This window comes from Providencia sp. PROV255, from assembly GCF_028478065.1.
GTDB lineage: Bacteria > Pseudomonadota > Gammaproteobacteria > Enterobacterales > Enterobacteriaceae > Providencia > Providencia rettgeri.
Window position 1 is genome coordinate 81,064 of the sequence record NZ_JAMPMI010000009.1, and the last position, 12,440, is coordinate 93,503.

Consider the following 12,440-nt stretch of genomic DNA (forward strand, 5'->3'; position numbering starts at 1 on the left):
GCTCCTAATTTAGCTTAGGCTAAACAAATATAACGAGTAATTAAAATAAACCCACCTAAAATGATAACAATCATTTATTATTAATGATGAGTATTAAGTTAAAATGTTTTTTTTACATGATTTATTACAGACAGACACATTTTTCCCTGATACTTTAATATTAAAGGATTATTCTACAAGGATGTAGCTAGTTTCCGTACCTCAGTAGGTAAGCAATACGTATTATTACCAAATGCTTCATAAAACAACATATCAATCTAATTAATCCATATCTCGTATTTAATCTCTTATCCGCATTAATATTAATTTCTACTATTTTCATCAAAAAAACGCATTTAAATTTTCGAGATTTAATTTTTTCGATGATATCTGATTCAGAATAAGCCTAAACTCCCACCTCCTTTCATATTTGTTTACGACGGTTTACTGAGTAAAGATATACTCTTTGAATATAAAGAAGATAACCTCAAATGAGAATCACATGCATCACACCGAATTCGAACTCAAGTTCGCCAATGCTAACGAACAACAATTTCATACCGCATTAAAACAAGCAAGTCAGGAATATCTGCAAACTAAGCACGATCACGTGTATGCCAGCCTAGCTGACCTTGCTGCAATTGGCGTCTTGTTTATTGTTGCTGTTCTGAGTTATCTTCCAATTCTCATTACAACATCTACCACAGTTTACATATTGTCCTATTTTGTATTTGTCTTACTCATCATGCTATTAAATGTGATTGGCCAACATGACGCCTGCCATAATACCTTATTTAAATCCGGCTGGAAAAATCGGTTATTTGGGCGTTTAGTTACATTACCCTTAGGATTAGAACCGGAATTTTGGCGCACACGCCACGTTCATTATCACCACCATTATGCCAATATCGAACATTATGATTTAGACACTGAAGAAAATGGCATATTCCGCCAAACACCCTTTCAGCGTTGGCGACCTTTTATGAAATATCAACATATTTATTGGCCTTTCGTCGCATCATTGTCACTCACATGGATAGCTCTGGTGTTTGATTGGTCTGATCGAACGGGGAAAACACGCTTAAAAACACAGAAAGTTTTAGAAGGTAAACTAGGTTGGGGGTTATTTTTAGGTAGCAAGATAGGACACTTAATATTGATGCTTGGTATCCCAGTAATAGTGGCTCACCATCATGGGATCAGCTTAACTGCAATATTTATCACGTACTTGTTGAGCCAGATGGTTGCTTCCATTTTTGTAATTTATTTATTATTAGGAACACATTGGGCAGAGACACAGTTTTTTACTGCACCTGAGGATAAACAAATCACGCATGGCTGGTACCACCATAATTTTGTCACGGCTTGTGACTGGCTACCAACTCCCCATTTTTTATGGCGCTTAACTGGGGGACTAAATTATCACCTTACACATCATCTTTTCCCTCATTGGCACCATCGCCATTACCCTGCTCTAGCACACATCTTAGCCAAATTGGCCCAACAGTACGATATGCCATACCGTTGTATTGATTACAAACAACTCGTTGCAGCTCAAATACGATTTTTAAAACAAATGGGACAACCGCCACTGCAATAACAATTTTAGTAATTTAAAAAATAACAACTTTCTAAAATGCCATCTCTAAATCCATTTGTTTAGAGGTCATTATCTAAATAAACCCTTAAGGTCTATCTTTCTTGCCTATGTTACACTTTAAATAGGCAATACCCTTATTATTAATGACGAATAATTAAAACGATTGATTTAATTATTGATATAAAAGCATACAGATACCCGGCTATTATTAACAAAATGACCTTTATTTATCTTTTGTTTACTATTTATTTATTAAGAAATTATTAAATTGACCGTTACATTTATTGATGTTTTATTTAAGTTATAAAAAATATAATCAAATAAAAATTAGATTTCATTTACACACTACAATTTTAGAATGGTTGGTGCTCGCATGAAAAAAGCAGAGTATTTTATAAAAAAATTACGTACACTCATTATGAGTGACAAAACATATCTCACTAATAAATTTACTAAAAAACTCAATTACCGCCCTGACTTTAAAGCCCCAAAAAGCTTTAATGAGAAAGTGAATTTTAGAATGTTGCGAGATAAAAACCCATTATATTCACAATTTGCAGATAAACTTACGGTAAGGGAATATATCTCACGTACAATAGGAAATGAATATTTAGTTCCTATCATTGATACTTATAAAAATGTCGATGAAATTGATATAAGCAAACTGCCAGAGCGTTTTGTTTTAAAATGTAATCACGACAGTGGCAGTAGTATTATTTGTCGAAACAAAGCACAATTTAATTGGCTAAAAGCTAAAAACAAATTGGATTTTCATTTAACTAAAAATCTTTACTATATTACTCGAGAGCGTCATTATAAAACTATTCCCGCACAAATTATGTGTGAAGAATATATTGATTTATTCGCTAATAAAAACCGGAAGTTAGTACCAGAAACATGCCGGGTTCATTGTTTTTCCGGTAAGCCTGTCTATGCAGAAATTGACTATACCGACGAATTTGGTAATGAATTTATTAATATTTATGATATCAACTGGCAGTTACAACCCGTGACTTTTGGTTATCCAAACATGCTAGAACCCGTATCTGAACCGCCATTATTCAAAGAGATGTTACGGTTAGCAGAAATACTCGTCACTCCTTTTGATTATTGCCGAGCTGATTTTTTGATGTCTGATGAAAATACGTTGTATTTCAGCGAACTCACTTTCGCTCCAAATGCAGGTAGAACAAAAATATCACCGCTGTCATGGGATTTCAAATTAGGGGAGCTTTGGGAACAACGTATTGTACGTAACACTAGGCATTCCCCCATTGAAGCACAACTGGCACCTTCAACCGTGAATAAAAAGAAATAATTAGAATACAAAAAAGCTCTGCAATAATTCACAGAGCTTTTTATTTATTGGTTTTATTTATTGATAAAATTAATTTGCTAACACACTGGCTTTGCGACGTAAGCTGGCAATTAACATATAAATTGCAGTTACTAACAGCACAATAAAGAAAAAATTCACTAAACCATTATGTTGGCCTAAAAATGTCCCAGCGGCGATAGGTCCCATTGCTGAACCGATACTGTAACTAAACAACATCACCTGAGTTGCTGCCACAATGTAGGAGGAATCTAGGCTATCACACGCTAATGTTATCGCTACCGGGTATAAGGCAAAAGTTGACATACCGAGTAACGCTAAAGCAACGATCATCACCAAATAATCACTCGAAATATAAATAACACCCATCGCAAAAACACCTAATAATGAAACCATTGCAAGCAACAAGGTTTTACTCATTAAGATAGATAATTTACTAACAACTGGCTGTATTAACATCCCACCAAGAATAATTGAGGCCATCAACACACCGACTTGGTCAGTGGTGAATTGGTCTTTTTTCAATGATAACGGCATTAGCCCATAAATAGTTCCCATAGTAATACCAGAAACCATACAGCCAATAATTGCAGGTTTACTTAAACGAGCAATTTTTTTCAATGAGAGTTTCTGATGAGAACCACTTTCTGGCTGACCTTGGCGCACTAATAACGGTGGCATTACCGCTAATAATAATAACCCTAATACCACCATAAATGGATAAGCACCATGGGTTCCAATAACACCAATAGCAAGCTGGCCAAGTGTTGTTCCGCCATACAATGACGTCATATAAAAACTTAAACGTTTAGCACGCTCTTTCGGATTATCGCCAATCAATAACCAAGACTCGACAACCACAAAAATACCCGCCACCGCAACCCCTGCAATTAAGCGGTTCGGCAACCAAGCTTCAATGGTTGGCGTCCATGGCAGTACGATAACTGTCGCGGCAAGCATCAATAAAAAACCAATAAACGCAAGACGATGGCCTATTTTGGCAATAATAGGTTCAATTAACATTGAGCCAATTAATAAACCAATATAATACGCGCTCGCTAACCAGCCGGCATATTGCGTATCAATACCAAAGCTTCCCATAGATAATGGGATTAAGCTCATTAAATAACCCGATGCAATAGCAAAAATCGTTAACCCTGCAACAGGAACGAATGCATTGTCGCGTTTGCGCATGATAGTAGTGGACTGATTCACGCCCCACTCTCCAACTAACAAAATAAATAATATGCGCTGCAACTACATCGTAGAATACGACAACATTGTGTTCCCAAGAAAGAACACATTTCGGCGATTAGTGCAGTAGTAAAAAAACAAAGATAAGACTAATTTGAGCGCAATATAGAACGTTCAATCACGAAGTTAAAATGAGAAAATCTAATGGTGACTAACAAAATAATTTATGTGAGAAAAATCACGTTTTTTTTGTAGGTAAACCCTGTTCAAAAACGGCAAGAAAAAGAAACTTATTACCTAAATAACAGTTAGTTATAAAAAAAACATGCAAAACCACCTCTGTTACTTTTAGATACAACTTAAACTAAATATAAGGAACCTAAAAAGTGCTTAATCACAAAAAAAATTATTTATTGTTTTCTCCTGCTGCATAAGCTGATTGATAAAGCAAATTTGCCTTGCTCAATTTACTAAAACAATTTATTTCACTTTTTTGTTTGTTATTCCCTTATTTTTTCTTTTTATTTAAAAATTAATAGAGATTCATTAAAATTTAGTGAAAACACTATAAATCGAATTAGAGGAATGCATAAAAATACTAATTCTTACTCTTCCTTGGTGCAATACGAGAATTCGGTCTGGAGGAATGGGAGGAAAGTCGGCGCCATAACGTAGTCCTACTAATTCCTAAATACTCGGCCACCGCTTTACGATCCCCATTAAATCTTGCCATTACGTCTTCTAATGGTTCATGTGATTTATCTTTTATTACGACGTCCTTGTGTTCGCTACCCTGCCTTTCTGGAGATAAACTTATTAACATTTGTGTTGTGATCGCTTTTTCTGGGTAAGCACTACAATACAGCGCGACTCGCTCCATTAAGTTTCTGAGTTCTCGAACATTGCCGGGCCATGAATACTCAAGAAAAAATTCTTTACATACAATTAGTTGCTGTACACGAAAGGAAGGTAACGGCAACCTTAATCCTGCAAAGGCTAATTTAAGCAGCCGCTCCGCTAATACAAAAATATCATCGCCACGTTCATTGAGCGTTGGTACTCGCATTCTTAGTACCCCGAGCCGATAAAATAGATCAGCTCGAAAGCGCCCTTCTTTTACCCAACCGTCTAAATCACAGTGGGTTGCACAAATGACCCGAACATTGACTTGTAACGGTTTATACCCACCAACTCGCACTACCGAACGCTCTTCGAGCACTCGTAATAACTTTGTTTGTAATGCAATAGGCATTTCACCAATTTCATCTAAAAACAGTGTTCCCCCATTCGCCAGTTCAAATAAGCCTGCTCGGCCACCGCGGCGAGACCCCGTAAAGGCACCTTCTTCATAGCCAAATAATTCGGCTTCTAATAATGTTTCAGGTATTGCTCCGCAGTTTACGGCCACAAAAGGCATTTGTTGTTTACTTCGCTTATGTTGATTAAATAAGGTATATTCGTGATGAATAGCTTGTGCCACCATCTCTTTCCCTGTTCCACTCGCACCTTGAACCAATACTGTTGCATCAGAGCGTGCATACAACATAATGGTTTGCCTAACACGTTCCATCTGTAATGATGAACCAATCAGGTCATTAATGGTATAACGAACTTTTGCAGGGTTAGGGGGGAGATATTTGTCTTGCGAATGGTTTTCACGCCTCGACATCAGGCTTAATTCGATAGCATCTGAAAATGCTTGCCGTATGGTTTGTGTGGAATAAACAAAAACCCCTGTCATCCCCATTTCATCTGCTAAGTCCATGATTAACCCAGCGCCCACCACAACGGAGATCCCCAAAGCTTTCAGTGCCTTAAGCTGAGCTCTCGCATCCTCTGCGGTAACATAGCTACGCTGTTCAATTTGCAAACCAAAACGCTGCTGAAATTCATCTAATGATGAAAATGGCTTTTTATAATTGATGATCCCAATTTTATCGCTAATTTCTCGTGCTTTGGCTAATGCTTGCATAACATCAAACCCGCTGGTTTTCACGATAATAACCGGTACTGAAACATGGCTTTTTAAATAAGCACCATTTGAACCCGCACTAATAATGGCGTCACAATGCCCTTCCTGTAATCGTTGACGAACGGCCTCTACCGCCTGTTCAAAACCAAGATTAAGTGGTGTGATTTCCGCTTGTTCACTAAATTCTGGGCTGATATCTCGAAACAGTGTAAATAACCGGGACACTGAAACCGTCCAAATAATCGGTTTATCCATCATCGCCATACCTTCTCATCGTGTTTCATTTCCGTTTCACTTAACAATATATTGTTTCATTGAAACATTCCAACTGATTATTTTAACTTTATTTTTTCTATCACAAACCAGAAAAATCAATATCCAATTGATTTTTAATAAATTTATATTCCCACACCTCTTAATTCAAGGTTGGCACGCCAATTGCTATATGACTATTGTTACCCTAATCTCATTACAACTGATTAACATTTTATGAGGTCGCTATGTCATCATTTAGTGCAGGACACAAATTTCGCGAGGCTATCAAGCAAGAGTCGCCATTGCAGCTTGTTGGAACGATCAATGCCAACCACGCACTCCTTGCAAAACAAGCTGGCTATAAAGCTATTTATTTATCTGGGGGTGGCGTAGCCGCAGGATCATTAGGTATGCCTGACTTAGGTATTTCAACGTTAGATGATGTTTTAATTGATATTCGACGCATTACCGACGTCTGTGACTTACCACTAATGGTTGACGCCGATATTGGCTTTGGCCCTTCCGCTTTTAACGTTGCCCGTACCGTGAAATCCTTTTGTAAAGCAGGTGCAGCAGGGTTACATATTGAAGACCAAGTGGGTGCCAAACGTTGTGGCCACCGCCCTAATAAAGAAATTGTTTCGACACAAGAAATGGTCGACCGCATCAAAGCAGCTGTTGATGCACGAACCGATGACAGTTTTGTGATTATGGCTCGAACTGATGCATTAGCGGTAGAAGGCATTGATGCCGCACTGGAACGTGCACAAGCTTACTTAGACGCAGGCGCGGACATGCTTTTCCCAGAAGCTATTACAGAACTCTCTATGTATCAAAAATTTACAAATAACACCTCTGCTCCCGTACTGGCCAATTTAACTGAATTTGGCCAAACCCCACTGTTTACTCTTGATGAATTACGCAGTGTTGGCATTGCCATCGCACTATATCCACTTTCTGCATTTCGCGCCATGAACAAAGCGGCTGAACAGGTTTATACAACATTACGTAAAGAAGGCACGCAAAAAAGTGTCATTCCGCTAATGCAAACTCGAGAAGAGCTGTATCAGAGTATTCATTATTACGATTATGAGCAAAAACTGGATGCATTATTTTCACAGAAAAAATCTTAATTTTTAATTACTTATTATTACCGAAAGTTGCATTACCTCAATCCCCTACAAGGAATAAATGATGAATGAACAACTTAACCACACTGAAACTCCTCAATTTAAACTTAAAAAATCAGTTGCACTTTCTGGTGTAGCAGCCGGAAACACGGCCCTTTGTACCGTTGGGCGTAATGGTAATGACCTGCATTATCGCGGGTTTGATATTCACGACTTGGCAACACAATGTGAATTTGAAGAAATCGCACATTTGCTCATCCATGAAAGGCTCCCTACGGCAACTGAACTCGTTGCATACAAAGAAAAACTGCAATCCCTTCGAGGGTTACCGGCAAGCGTTAAACAGACGTTAGAATCAATACCCGCTAACGCACACCCGATGGATGTCATGCGCACAGGCGTATCAATGATGGGCTGTGTTTTACCAGAAAAAGAATCGCACCCTTTTTCTGGTGCTAAAGATATCGCTGATCGCTTATTAGCGTCATTAGGGTCGATATTGTTGTACTGGTACCACTTTAGCCACCATGGACGGCGTATTGAAACCCAAACAGATGATGATTCGATTGGTGCGCATTTCTTACACCTATTACACGGTAAAAAACCTCCTGCTCAATGGGAAAAATTCATGCATATTACGGCAATTTTATATGCGGAACATGAATTTAACGCATCCACATTTGCAGCAAGAGTTATTGCTGGGACAGGTACGGATTTTTACTCAGCGATGACAGGGGCAATTGCCGCGCTGCGTGGTCCAAAACATGGCGGCGCAAATGAAGTTTCTTTAGAAATTCAGCAACGTTATGCCTCGATGGACGAAGCGGAACACGATATTACCGCACGCATTAAAAATAGTGAGGTTATCATTGGTTTTGGCCATCCAGTTTATACCCTCGCAGACCCTCGTCATCCCATTATCAAATCTGTTGCTTTACAGTTATCAGAGCAAAGTTTAAACCGGCATCTTTATACCGTTGCGGATCGCATTGAGTCCGTGATGAAACGTGAGAAAAACATGTTTCCCAACCTAGATTGGTTTTCGGCTGTGGCTTATCACCTGATGGGCATCCCCACCGCTATGTTTACCCCGTTATTTGTTATGGCGCGTACCGCTGGCTGGTCAGCCCATATTATTGAACAGCGACAAGATAACAAAATTATTCGTCCTTCAGCTAACTACATTGGGCCTGAAAATCAATTATTTACTCCTATAGAACAGCGTTAAAAGGTAACCTAATGACAACACAAACCGTGCGTTCGCAACAAATTGAATTTGATAAAGTGATCAGCGATATTGTTGATTATGTAATGGATTACCCGATTATTTCTGACCTCGCCTATGATACAGCTTATCATTGCCTGCTCGACACGCTGGGTTGCGGTATGGAATCCCTTGAATACCCCGCATGTAAAAAATTATTAGGACCTATTGTGCCAGGAACAATTGTGCCAAATGGAGCAAAAATCCCAGGCACACAATTTCAATTAGATCCTGTGCAAGGCGCTTTTAATCTTGGTACCATGTGCCGCTGGCTCGATTTTAATGACACTTGGCTTGCTGCCGAATGGGGCCATCCATCAGATAACCTTGGCGGTATTTTGGCGACGGCTGACTGGCTTTCACGTGAAAACATTGCTAAAGGCAAAGCGCCACTAGTCATTAGAGATGTTTTGACTGCATTAATTAAAGCGCATGAAATTCAAGGTTGTATTGCGTTAGAAAACGCCTTTAACCAAGTTGGCCTTGATCATGTCATTTTAGTTAAAGTAGCCTCAACTGCGGTTGTTGCACATTTATTAGGGCTGGAAAGAGATCAAATTCTCAATGCCGTTTCCCAAGCATGGATTGATGGGCACAGCTTACGTACCTACCGCCATAGCCCCAATACAGGGTCCCGTAAATCATGGGCAGCCGGTGATGCCACATCCCGTGCAGTTCGGTTGGCTTTAATGGCTCAAAAAGGAGAAATGGGCTACCCAACGGCGTTAACCGCAAAAACATGGGGCTTCTACGATGTTTTATTTAATGGACAACCACTGCGTTTTCAACGCCCTTATGGCTCATATGTCATGGAAAATGTGTTGTTTAAGATTTCTTTCCCTGCTGAGTTTCATTCCCAAACAGCGGTAGAAGCAGCTTTACAACTCTATCAAACCCTTGAGAAATTAGGGAAATCGGCACAAGATATTAAGTCTATTGCCATTCGTACCCATGAGGCTTGTATTCGTATTATTGATAAAAAAGGCCCATTAAATAACCCGGCAGATAGAGATCATTGCATCCAATATATGGTTGCTATCCCATTAATTTTTGGTCGTTTAACCGCAGCTGATTATGAAGACAATATTGCCAAAGATGCGCGTATTGATGCATTACGTGCAAAAATGTATTGCACCGAAGATGCACAGTTTACTCGAGATTATCATGATCCTGAAAAACGTTCGATTAGCAACGGGTTAACCATCACATTGAAAGATGGGCAAGTGCTTGATGAAGTTGTTATCGAATACCCAGTTGGTCACAAACGCCGCCGCAAAGAGGGTATGCCATTGTTATTGAATAAATTTAGAATTAATTTAGCAAGGCAATTCCCAGAAGCCCAACAAATTCGAATTCTAAAAGCCTCTCTCGATAAACCCATGCTAGAAAAAATGCCCGTCAATGAATATCTGGATTTGTTTGTTATTTAAGTCTAAATAATTATTAACCAGTAATTCAATTCAGCGCCTTAATATAGAGGCGCTGAATATTCACCAGCTAGATTAGAAAATAAATTGGTAACGAGTTTGGCTTCGATACACTTGTTGAGAAAGAGCAATCGAGCTGTATCGCGTGCCCCACTCCGAATGATTAATGCCGTCTGTTGGAAACTGAGTAGCCATCACTACCCCTGAATAAGGGACATACGTTCGGGTTTTCCCTGACGTTGCAAACAGATTATTTCCACTGTACACATGTAATGCAGGCTGTGTAGTGGCGATATTGAGGCACACATCACCACTTGGTGCGCTGAGGATTGCGACTGTCTGCTCACCATCAGTTAATGCGTTGTTTAATATAAACGTATGGTCATAGCCCCCAACACGACGCTGCACATCATCTTGTAAAAAATCCCGGCCAATTCGCTTACTTTGGCGAAAATCAAAATTTGTTTCTGCAACATTATGCCATTCCCCCGTTGGAATACCGTCCATATCTGTTGGCAAATATTGGTCTGCATCAATATATAAATCATGCTCTAAAGCCGTTCTAACCGAATCCTCTCCTGCTAAGTTAAAATAGATGTGATTCGCAAGGTTAACAGGGCAAGCCTCGGTAGCTTGGTAGTTATGATGGATAACCACTTGATTATCTTCTGTAAGTTCATAACTCACTTCAACGTCTAACTGGCTCGGAAAACCTTGTTCGCCAGCAGGAGACGCCAAAGAAAAAATAGCTTTCTGTGGAGTTGGTTGAAAAATACCCCATATACGGTGACTAAAATTATGTTTTCCACCATGAAGGCAATGTACTCCTTGGTTACCCGTTACCTGATAATGTTGCTTATTTAGCGTAAATTGAGAGTTATTTATACGGTTAGCTACTCGCCCGACTATCGAACCAAGATATACCCCTTGCTCCATCTGTTTCGCCATATTGGGTGAACCCAAAACAACATCTCGCTTTCCTGTTGTTAACGGAAGTATACAGCTAAGCCAACTAGCTCCTAAGCTACTGAGAATAACCTTCATACCATTTTGATTCGTAAGGGCAATTACTTTTGGAGCGCGAAATGTCTGACATTGTTCTTGAGTTAACCGCATTTTTTCCTCAATCATTCAATAATCACTATAGAGTACAAATTTGTAGAGTTTGCTACATGTTCCCTATACTTTGAACAAATACTATATTGTGCCATTATGAAACAACATATTAATTTTCGCCTTGTTATCAACTGGATGCAATAATTAATAAGTCATTTTTATATAATAGCTTGCAATAAAAAACCGAGCCACTTTAAAGCTCGGTTCTTATCGAAAAATAAAATAAACGTATGATTAATGCTTAACATCTTTATCATAAGGGTCAAGGTGAGTCATAACATCTAAAATTAATGGGTTTTCCATCAACTTGTTACGTACATTTACCGCAATCTCATGGCCAACAGTAATACTCATATTTCCATCAAGTTCTAGATGCACATCTACTAATAAAAAATCACCCGACTTACGTGTTTTTAAATCATGATATCCCGATAACTCACTTATATTATCTAAAACAGAACGAATTTCCTGCAAAGTTTCCTCATTCGCGCCTTTATCCATTAAGTCTTGCATCGATTGATTCGTAAATTTGAACCCCATGCGAAAAACAAAAGTCCCGACAATGAGGGCAGCAATCGGGTCAAAAATACGTAAACCGCATAAACTCCCAATAATACCGATGGCAACAACTAATGAAGAAGCGGCATCAGAGCGTGCATGCCAAGCATTTGCAACTAACATACTCGAATTCACTTTGTTAGCAACATGAAGCATATATCTAAATAAACCTTCTTTTGCCACTAAAGCGATCAGTGCAGCGACCAAAGCTATGGTATGTACTTCAGGAATTAAATCTGGGTTGAGTAACTTTTCAATAGCAGACCAAACCATCCCCACACCAACAATTAATAAAATTATTCCTAATATTAATGAGGCACCATTTTCATAACGAAAATGGCCATAGGGGTGATCTTCATCAGGTTTTTTATGGCTTTTTTTATTCGCGATTAATACGACAAAATCAGCAATTAAATCAGACAAGGTATGGATACCATCAGCAACTAGCCCTGAAGAATGTGAAATAACACCAATAATTATCTGCCAAATGGATAAGAGTGTATTAACAACGACACTGATGAGTGTACTTTTCTTCGCTGCATTAAATTTTATTTGCTGTAGCTCGAGCTCACTTTTTTTCTTGGGCGAGGCATTATTCATATTCATATG

General features: G+C 38.8%; 9 protein-coding genes. 5 read left to right on the forward strand and 4 right to left on the reverse strand.

The genetic code is table 11. From position 1 onward, the window contains the following. Positions 1-481: 481 nt before the first annotated feature. Together PR725_RS09685 and PR725_RS09690 are read left to right on the forward strand one after the other, a co-directional pair. Positions 482-1,579: a fatty acid desaturase family protein gene (locus PR725_RS09685; RefSeq protein ID WP_004912978.1), complete on the forward strand. Its 1,098-nt coding sequence runs from the start codon at positions 482-484 to the stop codon at positions 1,577-1,579. A gap of 373 nt (positions 1,580-1,952) precedes the next feature. Beyond that, positions 1,953-2,897 carry an ATP-grasp fold amidoligase family protein gene (locus PR725_RS09690; RefSeq protein ID WP_109913350.1) on the forward strand — a complete coding sequence of 315 codons (945 nt, stop codon included), beginning with the start codon at positions 1,953-1,955 and terminating at the stop codon, positions 2,895-2,897. A gap of 69 nt (positions 2,898-2,966) precedes the next feature. On the opposite strand, the gene PR725_RS09695 is transcribed toward PR725_RS09690, so the two are convergent. Together PR725_RS09695 and prpR are read right to left on the reverse strand one after the other, a co-directional pair. Further along, complete coding sequence (locus PR725_RS09695; protein ID WP_004912983.1) at positions 2,967-4,109, reverse strand: MFS transporter; 1,143 nt, start codon at positions 4,107-4,109, stop codon at positions 2,967-2,969. 598 nt (positions 4,110-4,707) lie between these two features. After that, positions 4,708-6,336: a propionate catabolism operon regulatory protein PrpR gene (prpR, locus tag PR725_RS09700; protein ID WP_272569084.1), complete on the reverse strand. Its 1,629-nt coding sequence runs from the start codon at positions 6,334-6,336 to the stop codon at positions 4,708-4,710. A gap of 245 nt (positions 6,337-6,581) precedes the next feature. Between prpR and prpB the strand changes: the two genes are divergently transcribed. The 3 genes from prpB to PR725_RS09715 all read left to right on the forward strand — a co-directional run bounded on the left by prpB (position 6,582) and on the right by PR725_RS09715 (position 10,160). Further along, positions 6,582-7,469, forward strand: a complete 888-nt coding sequence (prpB, locus tag PR725_RS09705) for a methylisocitrate lyase (RefSeq protein ID WP_115166899.1) — start codon at positions 6,582-6,584, stop codon at positions 7,467-7,469. 61 nt (positions 7,470-7,530) lie between these two features. Then, positions 7,531-8,694 carry a bifunctional 2-methylcitrate synthase/citrate synthase gene (gene prpC, locus PR725_RS09710; protein ID WP_198634705.1) on the forward strand — a complete coding sequence of 388 codons (1,164 nt, stop codon included), beginning with the start codon at positions 7,531-7,533 and terminating at the stop codon, positions 8,692-8,694. Positions 8,695-8,705: 11 nt separating this feature from the next. After that, positions 8,706-10,160 (forward strand): bifunctional 2-methylcitrate dehydratase/aconitate hydratase, encoded by a 1,455-nt coding sequence (locus tag PR725_RS09715; protein WP_272568752.1) that lies wholly within the window; start codon positions 8,706-8,708, stop codon positions 10,158-10,160. Between the two features lie 72 nt (positions 10,161-10,232). Here PR725_RS09715 and PR725_RS09720 read toward each other — a convergent pair whose 3' ends face one another. Beyond that, entirely contained in the window at positions 10,233-11,273 is a 1,041-nt protein-coding gene (locus tag PR725_RS09720) for a galactose-1-epimerase (protein ID WP_123381784.1), read from the reverse strand. A gap of 234 nt (positions 11,274-11,507) precedes the next feature. Next, positions 11,508-12,437, reverse strand: a complete 930-nt coding sequence (locus PR725_RS09725; RefSeq protein ID WP_004912996.1) for a cation diffusion facilitator family transporter — start codon at positions 12,435-12,437, stop codon at positions 11,508-11,510. Between the last annotated feature and the right edge of the window lie 3 nt (positions 12,438-12,440).

Coding starts and splice junctions, on each gene's coding strand:
- PR725_RS09715 (WP_272568752.1), top strand. CDS start 8,706: ATGACAACACAAACCGTGCGTTCGCAACAAATTGAATTTGATAAAGTG.
- PR725_RS09720 (WP_123381784.1), bottom strand. CDS start 11,273: ATGCGGTTAACTCAAGAACAATGTCAGACATTTCGCGCTCCAAAAGTA.
- prpB (WP_115166899.1), top strand. CDS start 6,582: ATGTCATCATTTAGTGCAGGACACAAATTTCGCGAGGCTATCAAGCAA.
- PR725_RS09690 (WP_109913350.1), top strand. CDS start 1,953: ATGAAAAAAGCAGAGTATTTTATAAAAAAATTACGTACACTCATTATG.
- prpC (WP_198634705.1), top strand. CDS start 7,531: ATGAATGAACAACTTAACCACACTGAAACTCCTCAATTTAAACTTAAA.
- PR725_RS09725 (WP_004912996.1), bottom strand. CDS start 12,437: ATGAATATGAATAATGCCTCGCCCAAGAAAAAAAGTGAGCTCGAGCTA.
- prpR (WP_272569084.1), bottom strand. CDS start 6,336: ATGGATAAACCGATTATTTGGACGGTTTCAGTGTCCCGGTTATTTACA.
- PR725_RS09695 (WP_004912983.1), bottom strand. CDS start 4,109: ATGCGCAAACGCGACAATGCATTCGTTCCTGTTGCAGGGTTAACGATT.
- PR725_RS09685 (WP_004912978.1), top strand. CDS start 482: ATGCATCACACCGAATTCGAACTCAAGTTCGCCAATGCTAACGAACAA.